This is a genomic window from Paenibacillus sp. FSL K6-0108 (assembly GCF_045040695.1).
GTDB lineage: Bacteria > Bacillota > Bacilli > Paenibacillales > Paenibacillaceae > Paenibacillus > Paenibacillus pabuli_B.
This window is the reverse complement of record NZ_CP150288.1, coordinates 4,708,774-4,733,825: the sequence shown is the minus strand read 5'-3', so window position 1 is coordinate 4,733,825 and position 25,052 is coordinate 4,708,774. Positions and strand designations below refer to the sequence as shown.

At 47.5% G+C, this 25,052-nt stretch carries 23 protein-coding genes and 1 other annotated feature; of the genes, 19 read left to right on the top strand and 4 right to left on the bottom strand.

What is annotated here, in order from left to right:
- Window positions 1–70 precede the first annotated feature (70 nt).
- The 7 genes from MHB49_RS21365 (at window position 71) to tyrS (ending at window position 7,366) form a co-directional block, all read left to right on the top strand.
- Window positions 71–616 (top strand): PadR family transcriptional regulator, encoded by a 546-nt coding sequence (locus MHB49_RS21365; protein ID WP_405152918.1) that lies wholly within the window; start codon window positions 71–73, stop codon window positions 614–616.
- A 33-nt stretch (window positions 617–649) separates the two neighbouring features.
- Window positions 650–949 carry a Dabb family protein gene (locus MHB49_RS21360; protein ID WP_405152917.1) on the top strand — a complete coding sequence of 100 codons (300 nt, stop codon included), beginning with the start codon at window positions 650–652 and terminating at the stop codon, window positions 947–949.
- A gap of 348 nt (window positions 950–1,297) precedes the next feature.
- The gene (locus MHB49_RS21355; RefSeq protein ID WP_405152916.1) at window positions 1,298–2,614 is read left to right on the top strand and encodes a nucleobase:cation symporter-2 family protein; all 1,317 of its coding nucleotides are present in this window, start codon (window positions 1,298–1,300) and stop codon (window positions 2,612–2,614) included.
- Window positions 2,615–3,213: 599 nt separating this feature from the next.
- Window positions 3,214–4,686 carry a protein adenylyltransferase SelO gene (locus MHB49_RS21350; RefSeq protein WP_405152915.1) on the top strand — a complete coding sequence of 491 codons (1,473 nt, stop codon included), beginning with the start codon at window positions 3,214–3,216 and terminating at the stop codon, window positions 4,684–4,686.
- A gap of 65 nt (window positions 4,687–4,751) precedes the next feature.
- A complete protein-coding gene (locus MHB49_RS21345) occupies window positions 4,752–5,210 on the top strand; it encodes an Imm63 family immunity protein (protein ID WP_405152914.1) in 459 nt (152 codons plus the stop codon).
- A gap of 4 nt (window positions 5,211–5,214) precedes the next feature.
- Window positions 5,215–5,664, top strand: a complete 450-nt coding sequence (locus MHB49_RS21340) for a DUF4375 domain-containing protein (protein WP_247898066.1) — start codon at window positions 5,215–5,217, stop codon at window positions 5,662–5,664.
- A gap of 99 nt (window positions 5,665–5,763) precedes the next feature.
- Window positions 5,764–5,985, top strand: a binding site (T-box leader).
- 121 nt (window positions 5,986–6,106) lie between these two features.
- Window positions 6,107–7,366 carry a tyrosine--tRNA ligase gene (tyrS, locus tag MHB49_RS21335; RefSeq protein ID WP_405152913.1) on the top strand — a complete coding sequence of 420 codons (1,260 nt, stop codon included), beginning with the start codon at window positions 6,107–6,109 and terminating at the stop codon, window positions 7,364–7,366.
- Window positions 7,367–7,515: 149 nt separating this feature from the next.
- Here tyrS and MHB49_RS21330 read toward each other — a convergent pair whose 3' ends face one another.
- The 4 genes from MHB49_RS21330 to MHB49_RS21315 form a co-directional block, all read right to left on the bottom strand.
- Window positions 7,516–7,794 (bottom strand): YxcD family protein, encoded by a 279-nt coding sequence (locus MHB49_RS21330; RefSeq protein ID WP_024630486.1) that lies wholly within the window; start codon window positions 7,792–7,794, stop codon window positions 7,516–7,518.
- A 5-nt stretch (window positions 7,795–7,799) separates the two neighbouring features.
- Complete coding sequence (locus MHB49_RS21325) at window positions 7,800–8,306, bottom strand: hypothetical protein (RefSeq protein WP_090900138.1); 507 nt, start codon at window positions 8,304–8,306, stop codon at window positions 7,800–7,802.
- A gap of 99 nt (window positions 8,307–8,405) precedes the next feature.
- On the bottom strand, window positions 8,406–8,972 hold the full coding sequence (locus tag MHB49_RS21320) for a PadR family transcriptional regulator (RefSeq protein ID WP_405152912.1): 567 nt from the start codon (window positions 8,970–8,972) through the stop codon (window positions 8,406–8,408).
- A 186-nt stretch (window positions 8,973–9,158) separates the two neighbouring features.
- Window positions 9,159–9,722: a beta-class carbonic anhydrase gene (locus MHB49_RS21315; RefSeq protein WP_405152911.1), complete on the bottom strand. Its 564-nt coding sequence runs from the start codon at window positions 9,720–9,722 to the stop codon at window positions 9,159–9,161.
- A 223-nt stretch (window positions 9,723–9,945) separates the two neighbouring features.
- Between MHB49_RS21315 and MHB49_RS21310 the strand changes: the two genes are divergently transcribed.
- From MHB49_RS21310 to miaA, 12 genes are all read left to right on the top strand, one after another.
- Entirely contained in the window at window positions 9,946–11,460 is a 1,515-nt protein-coding gene (locus tag MHB49_RS21310) for a carboxypeptidase M32 (protein WP_247898061.1), read from the top strand.
- Between the two features lie 147 nt (window positions 11,461–11,607).
- Window positions 11,608–12,612, top strand: coding sequence for an ABC transporter substrate-binding protein (locus tag MHB49_RS21305; RefSeq protein ID WP_247898060.1), 1,005 nt, complete (start codon window positions 11,608–11,610; stop codon window positions 12,610–12,612).
- A gap of 30 nt (window positions 12,613–12,642) precedes the next feature.
- The gene (locus MHB49_RS21300; protein WP_247898059.1) at window positions 12,643–13,437 is read left to right on the top strand and encodes an ABC transporter ATP-binding protein; all 795 of its coding nucleotides are present in this window, start codon (window positions 12,643–12,645) and stop codon (window positions 13,435–13,437) included.
- Between the two features lie 38 nt (window positions 13,438–13,475).
- A complete protein-coding gene (locus MHB49_RS21295; protein WP_405157209.1) occupies window positions 13,476–14,267 on the top strand; it encodes an ABC transporter permease in 792 nt (263 codons plus the stop codon).
- 452 nt (window positions 14,268–14,719) lie between these two features.
- Window positions 14,720–15,697 carry an aromatic acid exporter family protein gene (locus MHB49_RS21290; protein WP_247898058.1) on the top strand — a complete coding sequence of 326 codons (978 nt, stop codon included), beginning with the start codon at window positions 14,720–14,722 and terminating at the stop codon, window positions 15,695–15,697.
- A 75-nt stretch (window positions 15,698–15,772) separates the two neighbouring features.
- Window positions 15,773–16,333, top strand: coding sequence for an outer spore coat protein CotE (locus MHB49_RS21285; protein WP_247898057.1), 561 nt, complete (start codon window positions 15,773–15,775; stop codon window positions 16,331–16,333).
- A 112-nt stretch (window positions 16,334–16,445) separates the two neighbouring features.
- On the top strand, window positions 16,446–17,696 hold the full coding sequence (locus tag MHB49_RS21280; protein ID WP_405152910.1) for a putative amidoligase domain-containing protein: 1,251 nt from the start codon (window positions 16,446–16,448) through the stop codon (window positions 17,694–17,696).
- 23 nt (window positions 17,697–17,719) lie between these two features.
- The gene (locus MHB49_RS21275) at window positions 17,720–17,971 is read left to right on the top strand and encodes a hypothetical protein (RefSeq protein WP_405152909.1); all 252 of its coding nucleotides are present in this window, start codon (window positions 17,720–17,722) and stop codon (window positions 17,969–17,971) included.
- Entirely contained in the window at window positions 17,895–20,699 is a 2,805-nt protein-coding gene (mutS, locus tag MHB49_RS21270; protein WP_405152908.1) for a DNA mismatch repair protein MutS, read from the top strand. Before MHB49_RS21275 ends, mutS begins: the two co-directional genes overlap by 77 nt.
- 21 nt (window positions 20,700–20,720) lie before the next feature.
- Window positions 20,721–22,937 carry a DNA mismatch repair endonuclease MutL gene (gene mutL / locus MHB49_RS21265; protein ID WP_405152907.1) on the top strand — a complete coding sequence of 739 codons (2,217 nt, stop codon included), beginning with the start codon at window positions 20,721–20,723 and terminating at the stop codon, window positions 22,935–22,937.
- Between the two features lie 17 nt (window positions 22,938–22,954).
- Window positions 22,955–23,740 (top strand): class I SAM-dependent methyltransferase, encoded by a 786-nt coding sequence (locus MHB49_RS21260; protein WP_405152906.1) that lies wholly within the window; start codon window positions 22,955–22,957, stop codon window positions 23,738–23,740.
- Window positions 23,724–24,671 (top strand): tRNA (adenosine(37)-N6)-dimethylallyltransferase MiaA, encoded by a 948-nt coding sequence (miaA, locus tag MHB49_RS21255; RefSeq protein ID WP_405157208.1) that lies wholly within the window; start codon window positions 23,724–23,726, stop codon window positions 24,669–24,671. Before MHB49_RS21260 ends, miaA begins: the two co-directional genes overlap by 17 nt.
- Window positions 24,672–25,052: the final 381 nt, after the last annotated feature.

Sequence of the window (25,052 nt, the reverse complement as noted above, 5' to 3'; positions counted from 1 at the left end):
ATAGAAGTTGTAAGGGTAGGCGATGACGAAGAAGCTGTACCCTTGGATGAGCAGAATGGGGGCAGTCACAATGTCGATTCAAATATTTATACTCGGTGCACTAAGTGAGGGGAATTGTTATCCCTATGATATTAAGAAACGAATTGGTAAACATTTGGATCAAACGGATGCCAAGATTACCGAAGGCACCATTTATTATAATTTTGAAGTGTTGCTGAAGAAGGGGCTTATCGAGAAGGTAGAAACCATCCAGAGTGACAATCGACCGGACAAAACGACTTATGGAATCACCGAAAAGGGCCGTCAGTCCCTGGAAGAGAGCATATACAAGGTGTTCCAGAAGTTTACAAACGTGCAGTCCCTATACGCTGCGTTGGTCCATTTGGATAAGGTCGATAATCAGAAGATTGCTTACTTAATTGAGGATATTATTGAGAAGATGAACAAGAGGCTGCAATATATTGATTTTCATAGACCCAAGGAGCTTGATGTTCAGGAGGATCTGAAAGATGCATTATTGTTGATGCGAGATCATGCTTACCACTCGATCCAAAGTGATATGATCTGGCTTCAGAAGCTGCTGAATCATGTTCGCAGCAGAGTATTAAAAAGCTAAATATCTTGTTAAAGAAATGAGGATGAGAAGATAATGTATGAACATTTGGTCGTATTCAAATTGAATGATACAATCACTCCGGTCAAACAGCAGGAATTGGTGGCTCAATTGCTCGCGTTACAGGAACAGATTCCTGGAATTGTGGATCTCACCGCAGGGATTAATGTAACAGAGGAAACGAATCATATTCAAGGTTTCACGCTTGGTTTGAGGGTTACGTTTGAAGATCAGGAAGCGCTGCGCGCTTATGGCCCCCATCCTGCTCATCAGGCTTTTGTAGCTTCCCTGAATGAATGGGTGGAAAATGTGATCGTGGTCGATTATCCGATCTGAGTCTGCGCATCTTATAACAAATTATGCAAAAGAAGTCGCCATGCTGGTGACTTCCAATTGATCAGGTTAGTCAGAGTTTTCTGGCTGGCCTTTTTATGTTTTTGATTTGGGAGAGAGTCTGGAGATGTGAAAGTGACTTGGAATTTTATATGTCAGATAATATAACAAATAGAGAAGGTCTGCTCATTCTTTTTGTACAAAGCGCCCAATATAATGAGTTTTCTTTATAACTTGAAACAATTGTATGTTATGAATCATGGAACTTTTCCTGAATGTTTATATAATGTGAATCAACATAACATGATTTGCAGCGGTAAAGTGATTCTAATTTACAGGGGGCATGTAGGGATGAGTGAAACTAAGAAAATGAAGGTTTTTTCACTGGGAATTCAGCACGTATTGGCGATGTATGCCGGAGCCATTTTGGTCCCTCTGCTTGTGGGAAGAGCGTTAAATCTGACTGCAGAGCAATTGGCATACCTGGTATCGATTGACCTGTTAACCTGTGGTATCGCGACATGGCTTCAAGCACGCAAAGGTAAATATTTGGGGATTGGCTTGCCAGCGGTTCTGGGAAGCTCATTTGTCGCTGTGACACCCATGATTGCGATTGGGTCACAATATGGAATCCCGGCTATTTACGGCTCCATCATCGCAGCAGGAATTTTCATCGTTATATGTGCGGTCTTCTTTAGTAAAATTGTTAAACTGTTTCCTCCCGTCGTGATCGGAACAGTCGTGACCATCATTGGTCTGGCACTGATTCCAACGGGGATCAAAAACATGGCAGGCGGAGCCAACAGCGAAAATTTCGGCAGTCTGGACAATTTGGCTCTCTCATTTGGGGTATTGCTCTTTATTCTGGTGTTGAATCGATATGCCCACGGTTTTGTCAAATCCCTCGCAGTTCTCCTCGGTATTATTGTGGGTACTCTCGCTGCGGCCCTTATGGGGAAGGTGAATTTCAGCGCTGTACAGGAAGCCTCCTGGTTCCATTTGCCCCAGCCCTTTTACTTTGGATGGCCTACTTTTGAGATCGGTCCGATTATAACCATGATTATTGTCGGCACGGTTGTTATTATCGAGTCTACAGGTGTGTTCATGGCCTTGAGCAAAATCTGTGATCAGCCGATTAACGAAAAGGATCTGGCACGAGGTTACCGCGCAGAAGGCCTTGCCTTTGTGCTTGGAGGTATCTTCAATGCTTTTCCATACAACACATTCGCCCAGAATGTCGGTTTGGTACAGCTCTCCAAAGTGAAAACGACCAATGTGGTTGTTGCAGCCGGAGGTATTCTGATTTTTCTCGGACTCATCCCCAAAGTTGCGGCATTCGCAACGATTATCCCCAGTGCTGTACTTGGAGGGGCGACGGTTGTTCTGTTTGGGATGGTGGTCTCTTCCGGAATTAAAATGCTTCAACAGGTGGATTTCAGCAAGCAAACGAATCTGTTAATTGTTGCTTGTTCGGTATCGCTCGGCCTTGGCGTTACGGCTGTACCTGATCTGTTTGCCCAGCTGCCTCAAAGTATTCGCATAATTGTTAGTGATGGTATTATCACAGGCAGTCTGTGTGCCATCCTTCTCAATATCTTCTTTAACCTCGGATTTAAAAAAGAGAGTCTGCCCGTACAGCCCGTACAGGCTCAGGAAGCACATACGTAATGATTGTTTTGTTTAACAGGCCTGTAGTCTGAATAAATGGAACAGACCCAAGATGGTATGGATTGAGGTGAAATGATTCCCCTCGCCAATAACCTCTTGGGTCTTTAAGTTGGGTTGAACTGCAGCATCTGCAGCGTACCATTTGGGTATTTTTAAATAGTATTATTGGATCGAATGGAGCGGGTGATGCTCCTAATGGCATGCACTTGTGCTGGATCGGTAATTTTTCTATATAGGGTGTATTGATTGGAGTTCTCAACCGGTTGTTGAACGATAACCTGATCTCCCTTTTTTTGTATGTTGTCCACTGAACAACCGGTAAGGCTCATAAACAAAAGCGTTATACAGCTAATTACATAGATATATTTTCTCAGTCTGATCCCCCCCTTAAACTCTAAACGGTGCCCCGTGTATGAAAGTTACAGCAGGATGAATGCAAAAGGGGTATAAATATGCTAAAGTTTCATCATGAACATTGTTACATGTTCCTTCCGTTGAATTTCCATGCGACTACATAAATGAGCATTGGTTCACAAGGCTAAAATAAAACGAAGGGATATTCTGATATCGCTTAGTTACAGAAAAGGAGTTGTGATCACATGCAACAAGATACACGAATACAAGGATGGCATTTCGACAACAGTTATGCACGATTGCCACAGACCTTTTTTACGAGTCAGGGAGCGGAGCCAGTTCAATCCCCTAAGATGATTATCTTTAATACGCTGCTTGCAGCCAGCCTTGGTCTGAATGCGGAGGCTCTTAACAGTGATGAAGGTGCAGAAGTTTTTGCAGGCAACCACATTCCGGAAGGTGCCGAGCCTCTCGCTCAGGCATATGCAGGTCATCAGTTCGGTAACTTTAACATGCTCGGTGATGGACGGGCTTTGCTGCTGGGAGAACAGATCACGCCACAAGGCGAGCGGATGGATATCCAACTGAAAGGTTCGGGGAGAACGCCCTACTCCCGTGCAGGTGATGGACGTGCTGCTGTCGGGCCCATGCTGCGTGAATACATTATCAGTGAAGCGATGCATGCACTCGGCATTCCTACAACGCGAAGTCTGGCAGTGGTTTCTACGGGAGAAAGCATTATACGAGAAACTGAACGGCCGGGTGCAATCCTGACACGAGTGGCCTCAAGCCATTTGCGTGTAGCAACCTTCCAATACGCAGCCAGTGGTGCATCAAAGGCTGATCTCCGAGCATTGGCTGATTATACAATAGAACGGCATTTTTCCGAGATTGCCTCAGCAGATAACCGTTATCTTCTTTTGCTTCAGAAAGTGATTCAAAGGCAGGCGGCTCTTATTGCGAAGTGGCAGCAGGTTGGTTTTATTCATGGCGTGATGAATACGGATAATATGGCTATTAGTGGTGAGACGATTGATTATGGGCCCTGTGCGTTTATGGATGCCTACAATCCAGCGACGGTATTTAGCTCTATTGATACACAAGGTCGGTATGCCTATGGAAATCAACCGTATATTGGCGGATGGAATCTGGCTCGGTTTGCCGAGACGCTTCTGCCTTTGCTGCATGAGGATGAAGAACAGGCCGTACAAATTGCTCAGGACGCCATCTCACAATTCTCTGAATTATATCACCACCACTGGCTCTCCGGAATGCGGAGTAAGCTGGGTTTGTTTAATGAAGAGGTTGAGGATGAAACGCTAATCAGAGATCTTCTGGAGCTGATGGAGAAGCATGGCGCGGATTATACGAATACCTTCCTAGCACTGACCTTTGACACACCGCTCAAGGGATCACCGATGGTGGATACTCCAGAGTTTGAGCAGTGGAATGAGCGTCGCCAGGCAAGATTGAGCAGACAACAGGAAGGGAAAGAAGAATCACAGCAATTGATGAAATCTAACAACCCGGCGGTGATTCCTCGTAATCATCGGGTGGAAGAAGCACTGGACCGAGCGGAAAATCACGGGGATCTTAGTGTAATGGATAAACTTCTTGATGTTCTTTCCAAACCGTTTGCACATTCTCCCGAACAGGCTGAGTACGCGGAGCTGCCCGCACAATGCAATACCTCTTATCAGACGTTCTGTGGAACCTGATATTTAAAAGGTTGTGAAGAGGCTGCCTGGGCAGCTTCTTCATTATCATTTCAAAAGGAGATTTTATGGCCAACATACGAAGCAAACCAGAGATTGCAAAAAAACTTTTACAGTTGCTTGAACGGACATCCTTCAGCAGGGAACAGATGGGGAAATATGTTAACCGCTTATTTGAAAGTTTTAAATGGGAGGGTGTTCCATATGTAGAGAGTGAAAAGGATACATATATAGTTCGTATATACGAGCGTGGCATGGTCATGCTGGAAAAAAGAATGAAGCAGACGGAAGAAGTAATCTACTGGCTGCTCGAGGATATCATTTTTACGGCGGCGCATGTGGAGTTGCTGGAACGTCACGGTGTGGATAATAAACAGACACATTTGAATTACACGAACGAAGTGACGCAAGAACTGGTGCAAAGTGTTGAGAAAGCTTTCCAACAGATCGGTGATCCCTATTTACATTGGCATCAGATGGGTAAACGGCAGGAGCTTGAGAAGATGGAACCGAGGAAGAAGAGGTGATTGTGTGAGTGAACAGGATATCAATGAAGTGTGGTATGAGTATGCTTTAACCTTTGTAGGGAAAAAGAATGAATCCGCTCAGGGGTGGGCTGCGCTAACAGCGAATGAGCAGGAAATTGCTGCTTTATGGCTTTTAGAGACGGATGTGTTTAACGGTGGTTTTGTTCAATTTTTCTGCAACTGGGGAGAAGAGGCATACCTATACGCGCTGCGGGCATTACATGTCATTGGTGCGCCTCAAGTGTTGGACATCATAAAGTCAGCATACGGCTGCATTGAGCATTTGGAAGAGGATGAAAGACTTAATGGGCTGTGGGATATTCCTAAGTTTCTAACAACAGAGGAGGAGCGCAAGCTGGATATACTGGATCAGCAATTCTGGAACAATGAAGATCAGATTGCAGAAAAGGCTTATGCATATTATCATGAAAAGTTGAACATGATGTCTTTATAAACTTTGGCACAGGACTCATCTCTTGTTCTATCTGAAGATTAAATTCTTGCCCTTGCAATGATATTAACGTTCGGCTATACTGGCTATAAATTGAATACATGAATTACGTTGATAGAGCGCAGTAGCGGCTTTGTCCCTGTTACAGAAAGTCAGGGGTTGATGGAACCTGATACATACAAGGGCTGCGAATTACACTCTGGAGTACTTGGGTAATGCCAAGCGGAATGGCAAACGTTATTTTGCCGAAAGCGGTATGGACAGCGTGTAAGCTGTTGTCTGTGCAAGTTGGGTGGTACCACGGTTATGATAATCGTCCCTATGTCTATTGAAGACAAGGCGGCGATTTTTTTGTGTCCAAAAAAAAGTCGCACCCTGCTTAGCTCTTGATGAATTCACGTAAATCATGGCCTAATACCAATGCATAGAGAAGGGGTTGTTTGTTTTGAATATTATTGATGAACTGGAATGGCGCGACGCCATTAACCAACAGACGGATGCGGAGGGTCTGCGTGAGCTGACCGAGACGACGTCGGTTTCCTTGTACTGCGGGGTTGACCCTACAGGAGACAGCATGCACATCGGACATTTGATTCCGTTCATGATGCTGAAACGTTTCCAACTCGCTGGCCACCGTCCGGTCATTCTGATTGGTGGGGCAACAGGTACTATTGGTGATCCAAGTGGTCGTCAATCGGAACGTTCTCTGCAAACATTGGAAGAGGTACAGGCGAATGTGGACGCTCTGACTGCACAAATGAAAAAGCTTTTCGTAACGGATGGCGATAATCAGGTGCGTATGGTCAACAACTACGACTGGACACACAAAATCAATGTGATTGAATTTTTGCGGGACTACGGTAAAAACTTTAACCTTAACACAATGCTGGCCAAAGATGTGGTTGCAAGCAGACTGGAAGACGGAATTTCGTTTACCGAGTTTTCCTACCAAATTCTGCAATCACTTGACTACCTGCATCTGTTCCAACATGAGGATGTACAGCTGCAAATCGGCGGTTCAGATCAATGGGGCAACATTACAAGCGGTCTGGACCTGATCCGTAAAAAAGAAGGGCCAGAAGCTAAAGCTTACGGTCTGACAATCCCGCTTATGCTCAAATCCGACGGAACGAAATTCGGTAAGTCCGCAGGCGGGTCCATCTGGCTTGATGCGAATAAGACAACTCCATTCGAATTCTACCAGTTCTGGGCGAATACGGATGACCGTGATGTAATCAAATACCTGAAATACTTCACGTTCCTAAGCAAAGAAGAGATAGAAGCTTTGGCTGTTAAGGTAGAAACGGAGCCGCACAAGCGTGAAGCACAAAAGGCACTCGCTGAAGAAATGACGAAATTCGTTCATGGCGACGATATGCTGGAGCAGGCGAAACGCATTACCGCAGCACTGTTCAGCGGAGATATTCGTTCCCTTACGGCGGACGAAATTGAGCAGGGTTTTAAAGAAATGCCGACCTTCGAAACCGATGGTGAAGCGAAAAATATTGTAGACTGGCTTGTAGATCTTGGCCTGGAGCCATCCAAACGTCAGGCACGTGAGGATGTTACCAAAGGGGCTATTTCCATGAACGGTGAGAAAGTGACGGAGCTGGAATTCACGGTTTCTGCAGAGCATGCCATCGGTGGTAAATTCATCATTATCCGCAAAGGCAAGAAAAACTACAGTCTGGTGAAATTGAAATAGCCATAGGATTGCAGTCAGAATCTGGGGAAGGTAGAGCGAAGGCATTATCTTTCCCAGTAACACAAAAGGACCGTCCCCAATCATGTCAATGACATCATGGAGACGGTCCTTTTTACATTCCATTCGCAAATGGATTATTCGTTATTCATTTATTGATTCACAATCGCTGTGATCTCTTCATCCAGATCCAGTCGAACATTCTCACGGTAAGCCCGAATATCGTATTCACTGTGCAGGTAGCGAAGGATTGCTTCAATCATGTTCGATTCGACCAGATACTGACTGCGGCCTTGAATCCAGACTTCAGCGGAATATCCCGTATCCTCTTCCCAGCTCAGTTCCACATTGACATCGGTTGGGCGAACACCCTTGCGTTCAGCCATGTGAATACATATCGCGTTGACAATTTCATCCATGCTCAGAACCATAGAGATTAGTACCGTCCGTTTCTGTTACGGTCATCATCATCACGATCATTACGGCGGTCATAACGACCATCTGCTGCTGGTTTACGACGATTCGTAATGGCTCTGAACAGGGCCATTGCGAGCATCACGATCAGCATAATTGCAGCCACGTTTACGAGCAATCCAAGAATGTTACCCAGAGCGCCCATGCCACCGAACAATCCGCCGAACATCATACCGGCAAGACCACCCAGCATCATACCTTTCATGAATCCACCGCCACCGCCGAAGAATCCGCCGCGGTTCGTTGTAGCTGCTCCATTGCTGGAGTTGTTATTCGTATTCGATTTGCTTACATTACTATTGGAATCGGATTTCTTAGGTGTGTTGGTATAGCTTTTTGTTCCCGATTTGAAACCGCCACCACGTCTGGCGTCAGCAGAATCTGGATTCGCGACTCCAACTGTTGCAAACAGCAATGTAAAGGCCATGAAAACCATCATGAGATGTTTAATTCCGAATTTTTTCTTCATTGTAAAGATCGTAACCCCCCGATTAATTTGTTTGAATACCCCAAAAATGGGCCTTACTCAGGTAATACGGTCATCTTGCAGGAACGTTTCAAATTTTTTTTAATTTTCTGAAATACTTGGACAAGGGTCCTGAATGGCCGCTTGGCCATCGAGAAGTTGGGTTACCCAGTTACACCATTCAATGCCCGTTTGTGCGTTCATCAACCCTTTTTGTACCAAAATGTAACTTCCGAATTCCCGACTGCCTACTCGCAAATTATCCTGAGGGATACGGGACTTCAAATCTTCGAAATAACGGATGCGTTCCATAAACCAGTTTTTGCGCTCATTCAGAATGCGTCTCATGCTACCATCTTCCGCAATGCCGACACATAAAATACGCAAATTGAACTCGTCACGCGTAACCGGTGCGGTAACGGGAGTGATCATCCATTCCAGCAGTTTCTCAATACCTTTCTCCGTGACTGCATACATTTTTTTGTCCGGTTTGTCAGACTGTTGCACCCAGCGGGAGGCTAAAAGCTCATCGTTTTCCATTTTGGAGAGGAGGGGATAGATCTGACTGTGTTTGGCCTGCCAATGTGGCTGGATTCTCAGCATTAGATCATAACCGGATGACTCCTCGCGGGTAAGAAGCCCGAGCAATCCGTAGGAAAGTATGTTCATGCACATGTCTCCTTAATATTAGGGCTGGGCCAGCAAAAACAACGCAAATTGTTCTCATTGACCGCTTTCATAAAAGTGTACACTGAAACTGTATGGTTTGACAACCTGACAGAACAACTGCCTCAATTTAGACAAAAAAAGAGTGCGGACCCTGAGGTCCGCACCCAAAACCATTTAGAGAGATGTCTATTGCTCATACCCATCTTTGACAAGATCAAGTTCACCCGTGTAAGAGTCGATGACCATGCCGTGAACGGGTACAGTAGGTGGAAGCAATGGATGTTTCTTGATCACTTCCACAGTATGTTTTACCCCTTCTTCAACGCTGTCAAACCCGCGCAACCACTTTTGTAAACGTATGCCCGAGTTCTCCAGTGTGCTCATGACTTCCTCGGATACACCCCGCTCGACCATATGTCCAATCATGGTCTCCGCGTGCAGAGAAGCCATACCGCATTCCGTATGTCCAACAACCAGTACCTCATCGGCACCCAGCTCATAGATGGCTACGAGAACACTACGCATGACAGACCCGAAAGGTTGAGAGATGATTGCGCCAGCGTTTTTAATAATTTTGACATCGCCATTTTTCAGGTTCATGGCTTTAGGCAGCATTTCAACCAGACGAGTATCCATACAAGTGATAATGACCATCTTTTTGGTTGGAAACTTGCCAGCCGTATACTTTTCGTATTCTTTAGTTTCGACAAATGATTTGTTGTAAGTCAGAATCTCTTGAATGTTGTTCATGTCCATTGCCTCCTGTTATTCAATACGATGAGCACGGCCACTTGCATCAAATGCAGCTTGTCCTACGCCCTTTGGTTTTTTATTATATCACGCTCAGCAGCTCAAAATATTCTCCTTTTGAAAAGAATACTTCAAATTGCATCTGTCAAAAGTTGATTATACGCATTGCAAAAAGTATCATCAATAGGGAATCCACATTTTTTTGAAGAGGTGAACATTGACAATGGACCAACAAACACAACAACAGCTAGAATCCTTCCGTAATCTGGCTCGTAAAATCAAGAGTTATCATGAAGCCATTGGTTTGCTTCACTGGGATCTGCGCACAGGCGCGCCCAAAAAAGGTGTACCGACACGTTCGGAAACACTTGGCATGCTTTCGACTGAAGCATTCAAACTACAAACCTCGGCTGATATGAAATCCTGCCTGGATACATTAACAAGTCCAGCGGTGCTGGAACAGCTGGACGATATTGACCGACGTCAGGTGGAAGATTGCCAGAAAGAATATAATCGCAGTCAGTCCGTACCACCGGAAAAAGTTCAAGCTTATACCGTACTCACCGCCAAATCAGAAACGGCTTGGGAAGATGCCAAGCATAATAGCGATTTTGCAGGTTTCTCACCCTACCTCACTGATATTGTGAAGCTCAAACAAGAGTTCATTGACTACTGGGGTGTAAAAGACACTCGTTATGATACTCTTCTGGACATGTATGAGCCAGATCTGACGGTAGACAAGGTGGATGCCGTATTTGCACGTCTTAAAGCCCGTCTGGTGCCCCTGCAAGAAAAAATCAACGCGTCGGCCAACAAGCCGAACACGGAGTTCCTGAACCAGCTGTTTGACAAGGGTCAACAGGAAAAATTCAGCTTGTTTATTCTGGGACAAATGGGTTATGACTTTGAAGCCGGAAGACTGGATGAGAGTGTTCACCCGTTTGCAACAGGCCTGAATCCAGGTGATGTGCGGATTACGACGAACTATTTGCAGGATGATGTGACGAGTGCGGTTTTCAGTTCCCTGCACGAAGGTGGACACGCCCTGTATGAGCAAAATATTGACGACAGTCTCGCGGGTACCCTTCTTGCCGAAGGAACGTCCATGGGGATTCATGAATCCCAGTCTCGCCTATGGGAAAATATGATTGGACGCAGTCTTCCATTCTGGACGCGCTATTACAAAGATCTGCAACAACATTTCCCTCAATTAAACGAGGTTGAGCTGGAAGACTTTTACCGGGCAATTAACCGGGTTGAAAGCTCTCTGATCCGGATTGAAGCCGATGAACTGACATACAATCTGCACATCATCATCCGTTATGAAATTGAGAAAATGCTGTTTAACGAAGGTCTGGAAGTCAAGGACCTGCCAGAGACCTGGAATGCTAAATACAAGGAGTATCTTGGCGTTGTGCCGCCGAATGATGGTATGGGTGTGCTTCAGGATGTTCACTGGTCGGGTGGTGACTTTGGTTACTTTGCATCATACTCGCTCGGCAACATGTATGCAGCACAGATTTTACATACACTGCGCAAAGAAATGCCGGAGTTCGATACCTATATTACCGAAGGTAACCTGATTCCCATCAAGGAATGGTTGACTGACAAAATTTATCGTTACGGCAAAAGCCGTACACCTTCCGAACTGATTGTGGCCGTAACGGGTGAAGAGCTGAATCCGGACTATTTGGCCGATTATCTGGAAGCGAAATATGCAGAGATTTACAAGCTGTAGGACAGCAATGAATATCAGATCCAATTCTTGAAGAGCGGGGCAGGATTGCCCGGCTCTTCTTTTGCATGCAAGTTCTTAACCTTTTGCTGGGCATCAGCATATCCATAGTAGAGAAAACAGCTGAGACCAGTGAAGGAGGGAAATATCATGAAATACACGCCCTGGTTCATCCGGGCCATCGTCATTTTGCTCATTATCATCGTAGCTCTCACCAGCTGCAATAAAGATAAGGATGAGACCAAAATTACGATAGGTGAGGTCACACGTTCTGTATTTTACGCACCAGAGTATGTGGCTGTGGCCCAAGGTTTTTTTGAGGAGCAGGGGCTTGAAGTGGACATTCAGACAACGGCTGGCGGAGACAAAACAATGGCAGCGTTGCTTGCAGGATCAGTTGACATCGCATTGGTCGGAGCAGAGACGTCAATTTATGTCTATCAACAAGGAGCAGAAGATCCGGTCATTAACTTTGCACAACTTACACAGACGGACGGAACGTTTCTCTTTGCCCGCGATCCCGAAGGTGAATTTAATTGGGAGCAACTGAAACAGAGTACATTCCTTGGACAAAGAAAAGGCGGCATGCCCCAAATGGCAGGCGAATTCACGCTAAAAAAACATGGCATTGATCCGCAGAATGATCTGGAATTGATTCAGAATGTGGATTTTGCCAACATCGCTTCTGCATTTGCTTCAGGTACGGGGGATTATGTGCAGCTGTTTGAGCCTCAGGCGTCCATTTTCGAGAAAGAGGGTCGTGGTAAGGTCGTAGCATCATTTGGAACGGAAAGTGGCCATCTGCCTTATACGGTCTTCATGACCAAACAAAGTTATATCAACGACAACAAAGATATTGTACAGAAGTTTACAAACGGCTTGCACAAAGCACAAGCTTGGGTGGACTCGCACACCGCTGAAGAAATTGCTGAAGTCATCAAACCTTATTTTAAAGATATCGATCCAGCCATCCTGATAAGCAGTGTGGACCGTTACAAGGAACAGGGCACATATGCAACCGATCCAATCATTGATGAAGAAGAATGGAATAACTTGCTGGATGTCATGAGTGCTGCGGGAGAATTGAAACAGCGGGTGGATTCTCAAACGATTGTTGATAATTCCTATGCAGAACAAGCAGCATCAGATAAGTAACCAGGTATTCAGGAAAGGACGTGAGCATGTATGCCTGAATCCGAAACGGTGATCAGACTGGAAGGGATTTCGCAAGTCTATGTCAGCGAGCGTGAAGCATCACTGGTTATCGAAAATTTCAATCTTCAGATTGAGCAAGGGGAGTTCATTAGTCTTGTTGGCCCTAGCGGATGTGGTAAAACGACATTACTATCGATCATCGCCGGGCTGCTCACACCGACCGCAGGCGAGGTCAAGGTTAAAGGGAAACGCATTGAAGGGCCGTCTGCCCAGATTGGATATATGCTGCAACAGGATTATCTGTTTCCGTGGCGTTCCATTTTGGATAATGCCCTGATCGGGCTTGAACTGACAGGTACGCTCAATGAACAGAGTCGTGATCGTACGCGTGAGCTGCTCGCAGGTATGGGTTTGGCTGGAACTGAAAGCCAATATCCTTCCGAGCTATCCGGGGGCATGAGACAACGGGTGGCTTTGGTACGTACACTGGCTACGGATCCGGGAATACTGTTGCTGGATGAACCCTTCTCGGCTCTCGATTATCAAACCAAGCTGCAGCTGGAGGATCTGGTCTCGGACACATTGAAAAAATCAGGCAAAACTTCGGTGCTTGTTACCCACGATCTGTCCGAGGCTATCGCTGTCAGTGACCGCGTCATTGTGCTTGATCGTAATCCGGGTCGTATTCGGCGGGAGTTTATTATTCCAGAAGATATAAGAAACGCACAGCCTTTTCACGCGAGGGAGCAGCAAGGGTTCAATGAGCTGTTTCAGGCGTTATGGAGTGAACTGGATCAGTCCGGAGGAGGTGAGAAGAACGGGTGAATCAGACGAAACAGAAGCAGGAAACGCGTGATGTTTGGATGAGACAGCTGCACCAAAGTCATATTCAACAGGTTGCCAGATGGCGACATAAAGTGCTGGCGGTGCAGCTGTCCATGTTGGTGTTTATGTTTTTGCTCTGGGAACTGGCGGGAAGGCTTCGCTGGATAGATGTGCTCTTGTTCAGCTATCCCAGCAAAATTTTCAATCAGATCTGGAAGGACATCATCAGCGGGGAACTATGGGCGCATGTTGGGGTAACCGTAGGGGAAACGGCAGTTGGATTTTTGCTGGGGACACTCGTCGGAACACTGCTTGCGGTTCTGATCTGGTGGTCTCCTTTTTTGTCCAAAGTACTTGATCCTTATATGGTTGTGTTCAACAGCATGCCCAAAGTAGCGCTGGGTCCAATCTTTATCGTCATGTTTGGTGCAGGATTTACTGCCATTGTCATGACGACTTTGTCAATCACAGTCATTATTACTACACTTGTCGTGTATAACAGTTTTAATGAAGTGGATCAGAACTATATTAAAGTTATCCGTACGTTTGGTGGCGATCGCTCCGAGATTTTCAGCAAAGTCGTATTGCCCGCTTCCTTTCCTGCCATTGTCTCTACCTTAAAAGTAAACGTGGGTATGGCCTGGGTTGGTGTCATCGTGGGTGAATTTCTGGTCGCCAAGCAGGGGTTGGGCTATCTGATCATCTATGGGTTTCAAGTGTTCAACTTTACCCTCGTTCTATCGAGCCTGTTAATTATTGCTGCTGTAGCGACAGCGATGTACCAAATGGTTGTATATGTAGAACGCAAGCTGCTGGCAGGACGCAGGTGATTTTGCGAAGCATGCGTGTGTAAAAGAGAGCTTCATGATATGTATACAATTTCACAAGAGGTGTCACGTTGCCCGAACCCGTAAAATCAAGTACCATACTAATACGATTATTCCGCGCAGTCCGGAATGAATGCGACGATTGGAGAAAAGGGCCTAGAGGCTGCTGTCGCATCAATCAAATGGCCAGCGTCCCTCATCCGGGGCGCGTTATTGTGACCGACATGCATATGCATGTCGGTTGATGCCGTTTATGAGTGTAGCATCGAATTATGAGATGCGGTTCTTCCAGAATCCTTCTTTTAATTAGAGAAGAAATGGTTTTTGGCAGGATGTGTAATACTATGGATAGGATATTTGGCAGTACACGCTGCAGGCATAGGACAAGCATTCCACCTGGATGGGCATGGCTCACTGGCTTTGACATTTATGCAGCTTAGAGGAGAGGGAGTTAGATGGGTTTTAGGGTAATCAAAACTGCAATAGCCGCGCTGATGGCTGTGCTGATTGCGGACTGGTGCGGTTTGCCTGGACCAACATCGGCGGGCTTGCTGGCCATACTAGGCGTTGATGTAACACGAAAAAGAAGTATTCGCACCATATCTGCCCGATTTTTTGCTTCCGTAGTGGGGCTTTTATTCGCAAGTGTACTTTTTCACTTTCTTGGCTTCCATTACTGGGTGCTGGCGGTCTACATACTGATTGCATTTCCGGTTATCGTTCGGGCCGGATTCAAGGAAGGCATTGTAACAGGTTCTGTTGTGGTGTTCCGGGTATTTGGTGGCGGCGAAATGGACGTACATGTGGTTTTGATTCAAATTGGACTGCTGCTGATTGGTCTCGGTTCAGCGATGGTGGTTAATCTGGCTTATATGCCTGCTGCGGACCCGCAAATGCTGCGTATTCGCAAAAGAATTGACGAACTATTCTCGGTTATCTTCAAGGAGTTTGCAGCCACGCTGCGCAATCCAAATGAAGTGTGGGCAGGAAAAGAGCTAATCGAAGCCGATAAGGCAGTGCTGGGCGGTATTGAAGCGGCCAAACGTTCATTGGAGAATCAGGTCATTCATCCGAACGAGGGATGGAGTGTTTACTTTTATATGCGCAAAACGCAGCTGGATTCTATCCAGCATATGATGCATCTGGTATCCCAGATCTATCAGAAGATGCCGCATGCGGAAATGGTATCAGAGCTGTTCGAACAGCTCAGTCAAGATGTACTCACTGAATCTTACACCGGACGTACGGAAAAACTTCTCGCAGATGTGCAAGAAGAATTCAAGCAAATGGAGTTGCCGGATACAAGGGAAGAATTCGAGATTCGTTCCGCTATTCTCCAGTTGTGCCGGGAACTCGCGCTGTATCTGAAAATTGCGAAGAAGGACAAAGCACCATCTCCGGTGTCGGACCGGTCCCAATCTACAAATGAATAATAGAAAATAGTTGTCACCCTAGACGGATGCCCTGCATACACTTGTAAAGAATGATTGTATGGAGGAGGTTTAAAGATGTCATTGAGTCATAAACATCAATGTAGAGAGATCATCACGAAGGCGATCTGCGGCAAAGGTCGTAAGTTCTCTACCGTAACACATACCGTGACTCCGCCAAATGGTCCGACTAGTATTTTGGGGGCTTGGATTATCAACCACCAATATGAAGCTGTATCAGCGGGGGACGGAATTGAAGTTATTGGTACTTACGATATCAACATTTGGTATTCCTATGACAAAAATTCACAGACGGATGTAGCCAAAGAAACGGTGTCGTATGTAGAACATGTGCCTTTGTCCTATCTGGACCCGAAACACCGGGCCGCCACTGTAGAGGTATCTGCGGATGCAACGCAGGAACCGAGCTGCGTGGAGGCCACGGTGTCAGCAGGAGGAAGCAGCGTAATTATCCGGGTAGAACGGGAATTCGCTGTTGAACTGGTCGCCGAGACCAAAGTCTGTGTGAAAGTGTGCACGGATGGCTGTGGAGATTACGAAGACAAGGATTATGACTTCGGCAGTGGTGATGGAGATTATGACGATCTCGATCCTGACCTGCTTGACGATGAGTTGTAAGCTCATCGATCTGGACTCATAAACTTAAGGTATCATATGCGCCGCAAGCGGCAGTGAAGAGGGCGTAAGCCCTCTTTTTTTATTTTGGGCGAAAATCGGGAGGAGGGACAGGATGAATGTGGTCGATGAGGCAGAGGAGGCGGTGCGCCGATATGAGCGCATGCTCCCTCGTGAAAGGGTAGATCGTCTGAAACGTTCTGGCATTGAAGTACTGGCTTCACAAGGCAGGCGTGACCGGGAGTTGGGCCTGCGTGTACGTTACGATGTGGAGATATGCTGTCTGCAAGCGATTCGCATCAAGCGCAGGGACACCAGTGGCATGGGTGGAACGCAAGAAAGTGTGCTGGATCGCGAAGCGGCATCCACGTTATTCAAACGCATTGAACGACTTGCCACCAAAACATTGTATACGGTTGGATTGGATCACGGCGCTGTAAGACTCGAAGCAACAGGCAAAAGCGGTTGTTCTGTCATCTCGATTGACCCCAGGCCATGGAAGGGAATGACAGATCTCTCTGCGATGTACCGCGCAGGCTGGAAACAGCTTCAGTCCGAACTGGATGAAGAGCGACATCGTAATGCGGCCCCTATCATAGGAATGGACCCCGAGTTCCTGCTTGTGCAGATGCCAGAGTCCAAAATTGTACCCGCCTCCCGATTTCTCGAGCGAACAGGCATAGCCGGCTGTGATTCCGTGACGATTGGTGGAAGACGAATATATCCTGTAGCCGAACTGCGACCGGTTCCCAGCTCGGAGCCGCGTGAACTGCTGGCTCATCTGATGAGAGCCTTCGCGGTCGCAGACCGCAGCATTAGTGATCACTCACTGATCTGGCAGGCAGGAGGAATGCCCCAGCGTGGCTTGCCACTGGGCGGACATGTTCATTTCAGTGGTGTTACGCTAAATGGGGAGCTGCTGCGCGCACTTGACAATTATCTGGCGCTGCCGCTTGCCGTTCTTCAGGATCCACGAGGATCAGGCCGCCGTCCACGTTATGGGGCATTAGGTGATTTTCGACTGAAATCATACGGTGGATTCGAATATCGCACATTGCCCAGTTTTCTGGTATCCCCTCTGGTTGCCAAAGGCGTTGTTGCTCTGGCTGGTCTTATCGTAAGAGGCTATCATCAGCTGCATCAGCGTCCGTTGGCGAAGGCTGCTATTCATACTGCATTTTATGAAGGCAACCGTGAAGTGATGCAGGCGCATATTCCGTCACTGCTGGATGACCTGATGCAGATGGACGGTTATGAACGTTATGAACGTTACGCCGCTCCATTAATTAGCCAGCTTATACAAGGTAAGACGTGGGACGAGAGTCGGGATATACGTAAACTCTGGAATATTCGAGCAGGTTCATGAAGAGTGGGCACTTTTTTGTTATAATGAGAATTAAGTCGATTTTGATCATCGTTACGGAAGAAATGGAACAGCAACCTGTGAGGGAAGCGGCGGATGCCGAAACTGAGGCGGTGGCACGAATAAGGTGTCTGACCGCCTTATTGCTCCTTCCGGGACAGCTTCTCTTCCTGACAACAATGGAACGGATGGAGGATACTCATGGCTCAGTATACGCCAATGATTCAACAATATTTGCAAGTGAAGGCCGAAGCGCAGGACGCTTTTCTTTTTTTTAGACTAGGTGATTTCTATGAAATGTTCTTTGAGGATGCGGTTAATGCTTCCCGTGAGCTGGAAATAACATTAACAGCGCGCGCAGGTGGGGGAGAAGATAAAATCCCGATGTGCGGTGTGCCTTATCATTCGGCTGACAATTACATACAGCGCTTGATTGAAAAAGGATACAAAGTAGCCATCTGTGAACAGATGGAAGATCCAACGGTAACCAAAGGCATGGTGCGGCGTGAAATTGTACGCGTTATAACACCCGGAACGGTAATGGAAGGCAAGACATTGGGGGACAAGTCCAACAACTATATGGTGTGCCTGACAGGGAATCTGAACACACTTGCACTGGCTGCCTGTGACTTGTCCACGGGAGAGCTCTACGTGACCTCTGTGCCATACTCCGAGGAATGGCTCAAGGATGAGATCGGGATCTACGAACCTTCGGAACTGGTGGGGGATGCAGCACTGTTGGATACGGTGGCTACCCAGGCATCTCCAATTGGTCGGCCTGTGGTATACACACCCTGGACGAAGAGCAAGGAAGATTTGGTGCGTCAGCAATTTGGCGAAGCGGTATGGGCTCGTCTGGAGCCTGAACGTCAAGCTTGTATAGCGCGTCTTTTCTCCTACTTAAGTGAGACACAGAAACGTTCTCTTGGACAATTGACACAGGTTTCGACGTATGAGCCGGATCACTTTATGATTCTGGACCCTTTTACTCGGCGTAATCTGGAACTGGTGGAGACGGTACGTGAACGTTCGAAGAAAGGTTCGCTGCTCTGGCTGTTGGACCGCACAGAGACATCCATGGGTGCTCGCATGCTGCGTCGGTGGGTAGATAAACCCTTGCTGCAAAAAGGCAAAATCAATGAGCGGCTGGAGGCGGTAGACACGCTGTATAACCAGTTTATACTGCGGGAAGATCTTAGAGCAGAGCTCAAAGACATCTACGATCTGGAACGCCTGGTGGGTCGAATTGCCTTTGGTAACGCCAACGGTCGGGATCTGAATGCACTGAAGCTGTCACTGGACAAAATTCCGGGATTACGTCAGTATTGTGCAGGCTCACCTTCCACGACATTACAGCACATTGCTGGTGTTATGGACGAATGTAGTGATTTGCGGGATGCGATCGCTCAGGCTATCGTTGATGAGCCGCCTGTGTCGGTTCGAGATGGTGGCTTAATTCGTGAAGGATACCATGAGCGGCTGGATGAGCTCAGGGAAGCCTCGGTGAATGGCAAGCAGTGGATTGCTGAGCTGGAAGCCAGAGAGCGTGAAGCGACGGGCATTCGCTCACTGAAAATCGGGTACAACAAAGTATTCGGGTACTATATTGAAATTACCAAGTCGAATCTGTCTTCTCTGCCGGAAGGCCGTTACGAGCGGAAACAAACCCTTGCTAATGCTGAGCGTTATATTACACCGGAGCTGAAAGAAAAAGAAACGCTGATTCTGGAAGCTCAGGACAAGATGGTTGATATTGAGTACGGCTTGTTCGCTGAATTGCGGGAACGGCTCAACCAGGAGATCTCCAGACTGCAGAAGCTGGCTGAGCTGGTCGCGGAGATTGATGTGTATCAATCCTTTGCCGTCATCAGTGCAGAGCGTAATTTCGTACGGCCTACCTTGACCGATGGTTATGATCTGGTCGTGGAACAGGGGCGTCATCCAGTGGTTGAGGCAGTAATGCGAGATGGAGCTTTCATTGCCAATGATACTGCGATGCAGAAGGAAGAGGCGCGTATTCTGCTGATTACCGGCCCGAATATGGCAGGGAAAAGTACGTATATGCGGCAGGTAGCGCTGATTTCGATTCTGGCGCAGATTGGCTGTTTTGTGCCGGCAGGACATGCTGAAGTACCGATTATGGATCGTATTTTCACACGGATTGGTGCGGCAGACGATCTCATCGGCGGACAAAGTACGTTTATGGTGGAGATGGCCGACATTCAGGTCATGACGGACAAAGCAACACCACGCAGTCTGATTATTATTGATGAATTGGGCCGGGGAACGTCTACCAGTGAGGGAATGGCCATTGCACAGTCCGTCATTGAATATGTGCATGATATCATTGGGTGTAAAGCACTTGTATCCACTCACTTTCATGAGCTTGCTCATCTGGAAGAGAGTTTGGACAAGTTGGCGAATTACTCCATGGCTGTTCAAGAGAGCGGGGACAAGGTTAATTTCCTGCGTAAATTGATTGCTGGGGCAGCCAGCAGCAGCTACGGGATCTATTGCGCACGGCTTGCAGGGCTGCCGGACAGCATTATTGAACGGGCGAATGGTTTGCTGCACGGTTTTGAGCATGCGGCGGCTCAGGTTGCGGTTGGCAGCGAATTTGGCGGGAATGACAAGCAGAAGTCAGGTGATTATGCTCGAGATGGTGCAGAGTTCCAGTCAACTGATCATTCGTCATTGGTTCGGGAGCAGGGATCTACAGAACCTGTCGAACTCACTGTGGCGACTGAAGATCCGGCGCGGAAACAACATGCTAATAAACCAACCAGCAAGCAGCAGTCAGTCTCCAAACATGCCGATGTGGTTCAGCTGTCCATCTTTGGGGATGAAGAGCCAAGTGTGTCTCCAAAAACGGAGGTTGCTGCCCTTGACAAGCCTGCCCGCGAGTTTATTCGTAATATGAAAGATATTGATGTTATGAACATGACGCCGCTTCAGGCGATGCAAATACTGAATGATCTTAAATTGAAGGCACAGCAATTATCCTGAGTATAGGGGAGGGGAAGACCTGTGGCGAAAATTCATGTGCTTGATGAACATATTGCCAACCAGATTGCAGCAGGTGAGGTGGTCGAACGGCCTGCTTCAGTCGTGAAGGAACTGCTCGAAAATTCGGTGGATGCAGGCGCCTCCAAGATTGATGTTACGGTGGAAGAGGGAGGACTGCTCCGTATTCGGGTCAAAGACAATGGCTCCGGTATTGAGCCAGAGGATATGGAAAAGGCCTTCTATCGTCATGCAACCAGTAAAATAGCTCATGGCCGCGATCTGTTCCAGATCACAAGTCTTGGATTCCGGGGAGAGGCCTTGGCAAGTATTGCCGCTGTCTCCAAGGTGGAAGTGTTATCGGCCAGCGGGAATGACGGGCGAGGGCGACGAATCGTGATTGAGGGCGGCAAACTTCTCTCACATGAGGATGAAACCTCGCCCCAAGGTACGGACTTTGAGGTGAAAGAACTATTTTTCAATACGCCGGCCAGGCTTAAATATATGAAAACGATCCAGACCGAGCTGGGACATATCTCGGATGTTCTCTATCGCATGGCCATGTCCCATCCTAACATCTCATTCACGCTGCGTCATAATGAAAATACGCTGCTGCAGACGCTGGGCAATGGGGATCTGCTGCAAGTGGTTGCAGCGATCTATGGTACCAGTGCCGCCAAAGCGATGCTCCCCATTCAGGGAGAGAGTCTGGACTATCGTGTGAGCGGGCTGATCAGTTTGCCGGAATGGACTCGTGCCAATCGTGGCGGCATGTCGACCATTGTGAATGGACGATTTATTCGGAATTACGGGCTCAACCAAGCTATTCTGAAGGCGTATCATACGCTGCTACCTATTAATCGGTTCCCGCTTGTCGTGGTGCAGTTGGAGATGCATCCGTCCCTGGTCGATGTGAACGTACATCCGGCGAAGCTGGAGGTTCGTTTCAGCAAGGAAGCGGAGCTGTACGAGTTTGTGGAAACGACACTGCGTGGCATATTGCGGAAGGAAGTGCTCATTCCACAGGTAACCAAGCAGCAAATCAGACGTGGAGATAACAGTTCCTTTATCCAGGAACAATTTCTGTTCCCCAGAGGTCCTTTGAAGGATGAGCCGGAATCCTCAGGTTATGGGCAGCAGGGTCCATTAGGAAGAAATGCCGGACCCGCGAAAATGACTTCAGAGGACGATGATCTGGATCTGGACGCTCCGGCTGATGTGCAATCAACTCCTGATGGAAACGGTGAGAATCAAACGCAGCCGTTGCCTGAAGCTCCACCCGAGGTACCACCAACCTATGATCCATTCGGGATGTTGGGCGGGGACCTAGGATCTAATGTTCTGAAGCATAATGATGGTCATGACGAACATTCACATAGTGAACCAGCTTCTGCTGTGAGTGAGAATACAAGTGCAAGTGCTGCTAAGGATCGTGCTGCGCAGGATGCAACGCCTTCAACTGGGGATAAGGGGCCATCGACTTCACAGGTTCAGGCTTCTGCCTATCGTTCCAATTCGGTGAATTCTCCGGTTAGAGAAGCACGTTCATCTTATAACCCATCTGCGGCGGCTGCAAAAGGAGAGCGAAGCTGGAAGGCTCCAAGTTTACCGGACCCGGCAAGGCTGGCTTCCGCCGTTAAATCGGATGTTTCCATGCCCGCATTTCCTGAACTGAGCCTGATTGGGCAGCACCATGGAACATATTTGATTGCACAAAATCAAGATGGTCTGTATCTGATCGATCAGCATGCAGCCCATGAACGAGTGAATTATGAGTATTACTACGAGCAGTTTGGCAATCCAGCTCAGGCTTCACAGGAGCTGCTGCTGCCCATTACACTGGAGTTCACACCATCCGAGACCGAAAAGCTCAAAGCAAGACTGGCTTGGTTTGAGCAGGCGGGTGTGTACCTGGAACATTTCGGTGGACAAACCTTCCGGGTGCGTTCCCACCCGTTCTGGTTCCCCAAGGGGGATGAGAAAGACATTATTGAAGAGATGTCAGAATGGGTGCTGAGTGAACGCAGTATTGATGTTGCCAAGATGCGAGAAGCGGCGTCCATTATGTGCTCTTGCAAGGCTTCCATCAAAGCCAATCAGAAATTGACGGATCAGGAGGCGGAAGTGCTGATTCAGCGTCTTGCCTCTTGCCGTCAACCGTATACATGTCCACACGGGAGACCGATTGTGGTTTCATTTTCAACCTATGATCTGGAGAAGTTATTCAAACGGGTCATGTAGCTATTTAGGAGGAAGTTATGTATATTACAACCGGTGAAAAGGAAGCAGGCCACCTTGTGGAACGTGCACGAAACCTGGCGGAAACAACGGGAGGGACCTATGTACCGCGCAAAAAAATGTCTTTGCCTGCACTGGTCGCACATTATGGGATCGATGAGATTGTAGTTGTGCTTCAGGGTAAAGTTCGTTTGTTTCGACCGGATTCACCGCTGCTTGAGTTTCACCCCAGTATGGGATTTGTTCGGGCCAAGCGTGTATTAAATGGAGAAGCTGATCCGATGCTGGAGGCGGGGGCGATTCATGAAGGAGATATCGTTATCGATTGTACAGCAGGGTTGGGCACCGATGCATTGGTATTCTCGGTTGCTGTAGGCAAAAGTGGTCGGGTCATCGCCTGTGAAAGCTCCCTCCCACTGTACACGCTATTGGTAGAAGGCATGTCTCAATATGAGAGCATTAAGCCTGAGGTAAACGAAGCTTTCCGGCGCATTGAGCTGCGGCATGTGAATCATCTCGATTTGCTGCGTTCCTTGCCTGATCGAAGCTGTGACACGGTTTATTTTGACCCCATGTTTCGTGAACCGATGATGGATTCGAGTGGCATCAAGCCTTTGCGGGATTATGCGAATCACAACGCACTGGATGAACAGAGTATTTTTGAAGCCAAAAGAGTTGCCCGCAAGCGGGTCGTTATGAAAGAGAAGCGCGGCAGCGCGGAATTTACGAGACTCGGTTTTGAAGTACACGACCGGGGCAATGCAAAAACACTGTACGGAGTGATTAATGTTGAAAGCGGAAGTTAAACCGAAGCTGCTTGTGCTGGTTGGACCAACAGCTGTAGGCAAAACAAGAATGAGTATTGAGCTTGCACAGGCGTTCAATTGTGAGATTATTTCGGGAGATTCGATGCAGGTCTATCGCGAAATGGATATCGGAACAGCCAAAATTACCCGCGATGAAATGAAGGGCGTGCCCCATCACCTCATTGACATCCATGAACCGGAATACCCCTATTCCGTGGCGGAATTTCAGGAGAGCTGCACACGTCTGATTGGGGAAATCCATGAGCGCGGCAAGTTGCCTTTTATTGTTGGCGGCACAGGTCTGTATGTGGAATCGGTATGTTACGGCTTTCAATTCTCGGACAGCGGCTCGGATGAAGCGTTTCGGGATGAACAGTTTCGTTATGCTGAGCAACATGGCCCGCAGGCGTTACATGATAAGCTGAGGGTCATTGATCCGGTTAGTGCAGAACGACTGCATCCGAATGACCAGCGCCGAATTGTTCGTGCACTGGAGATCTATCACCTCACAGGTGAAAAGTTGTCCGAGCAGCTGGCTTCCCAGAAAAAAGAGTCTCCATATGACCTGCTTATTGTGGGTTTGACCATGGATCGTCAGAAGCTGTATGCCCGAGTGGAAGAGCGAATTGATCTTATGATCGGACAGGGTTTGGTAGACGAGGTTAAGTCTTTACTGGAGCGCGGTGTAGCTAGAGGACATATCTCCATGCAGGGGCTCGGGTATAAGGAAATTGCAGCGTATCTCCAGGGTGAAGTCAGCTGGGAGGCTGCGGTAGAGTGGCTGAAAAGGGATACGCGCCGTTTTGCCAAGCGGCAATTGTCCTGGTTCCGTCATATGAAGGATATCGAGTGGGTGGATATGACAGACACCGATGATTTTTCAGGCAATTATGCCCAGGTATGTGAGATGATCAAACGAAAGTTTAACTGAATATTAGGTGGAGTTTGCCACCTCTTTAGGACTTTAGAAGGGGCTGTCTCAAAAGGAATTCCGCCTCGCTCCAAGCGCTAACGAACCTACCGCACCTTAAAAGGCAGATCATCAACGGTTGCAAGATTTAACGAACCTCAGTAACGCTTTTTCGTCATAAAAGGGCTTCAAAACCTAAAAAATCAAGTGAATCGACGAAATAACGTCTCTGTAATTCGTTAGATCTCAGATCTGGGCAAATGGGAGCGAATAGCGTGTGTCAGGTTCATTAAAACAAAATAACACTAAAAGAGGATGCCCCCGTCATATTCATGACTTATGGGACATCCTCTTCTTACTTTTTTGATATGAAATGACGTCATTAAAAGAGGGAATAATCGG

Bases quoted from the DNA above. Each gene is read 5' to 3' on its own strand.
- MHB49_RS21290 (WP_247898058.1), top strand. From the start codon at position 14,720: ATGGGTTTTAGGGTAATCAAAACTGCAATAGCCGCGCTGATGGCTGTG.
- MHB49_RS21300 (WP_247898059.1), top strand. From the start codon at position 12,643: ATGCCTGAATCCGAAACGGTGATCAGACTGGAAGGGATTTCGCAAGTC.
- MHB49_RS21280 (WP_405152910.1), top strand. From the start codon at position 16,446: ATGAATGTGGTCGATGAGGCAGAGGAGGCGGTGCGCCGATATGAGCGC.
- MHB49_RS21350 (WP_405152915.1), top strand. From the start codon at position 3,214: ATGCAACAAGATACACGAATACAAGGATGGCATTTCGACAACAGTTAT.
- MHB49_RS21355 (WP_405152916.1), top strand. From the start codon at position 1,298: ATGAGTGAAACTAAGAAAATGAAGGTTTTTTCACTGGGAATTCAGCAC.
- MHB49_RS21320 (WP_405152912.1), bottom strand. From the start codon at position 8,972: ATGAACATACTTTCCTACGGATTGCTCGGGCTTCTTACCCGCGAGGAG.
- MHB49_RS21285 (WP_247898057.1), top strand. From the start codon at position 15,773: ATGTCATTGAGTCATAAACATCAATGTAGAGAGATCATCACGAAGGCG.
- MHB49_RS21295 (WP_405157209.1), top strand. From the start codon at position 13,476: ATGAGACAGCTGCACCAAAGTCATATTCAACAGGTTGCCAGATGGCGA.
- MHB49_RS21330 (WP_024630486.1), bottom strand. From the start codon at position 7,794: ATGGTTCTGAGCATGGATGAAATTGTCAACGCGATATGTATTCACATG.
- mutS (WP_405152908.1), top strand. From the start codon at position 17,895: ATGGCTCAGTATACGCCAATGATTCAACAATATTTGCAAGTGAAGGCC.
- MHB49_RS21325 (WP_090900138.1), bottom strand. From the start codon at position 8,306: ATGAAGAAAAAATTCGGAATTAAACATCTCATGATGGTTTTCATGGCC.
- MHB49_RS21260 (WP_405152906.1), top strand. From the start codon at position 22,955: ATGTATATTACAACCGGTGAAAAGGAAGCAGGCCACCTTGTGGAACGT.
- MHB49_RS21315 (WP_405152911.1), bottom strand. From the start codon at position 9,722: ATGAACAACATTCAAGAGATTCTGACTTACAACAAATCATTTGTCGAA.
- MHB49_RS21345 (WP_405152914.1), top strand. From the start codon at position 4,752: ATGGCCAACATACGAAGCAAACCAGAGATTGCAAAAAAACTTTTACAG.
- MHB49_RS21360 (WP_405152917.1), top strand. From the start codon at position 650: ATGTATGAACATTTGGTCGTATTCAAATTGAATGATACAATCACTCCG.
- MHB49_RS21310 (WP_247898061.1), top strand. From the start codon at position 9,946: ATGGACCAACAAACACAACAACAGCTAGAATCCTTCCGTAATCTGGCT.
- MHB49_RS21365 (WP_405152918.1), top strand. From the start codon at position 71: ATGTCGATTCAAATATTTATACTCGGTGCACTAAGTGAGGGGAATTGT.
- MHB49_RS21275 (WP_405152909.1), top strand. From the start codon at position 17,720: ATGAGAATTAAGTCGATTTTGATCATCGTTACGGAAGAAATGGAACAG.
- MHB49_RS21305 (WP_247898060.1), top strand. From the start codon at position 11,608: ATGAAATACACGCCCTGGTTCATCCGGGCCATCGTCATTTTGCTCATT.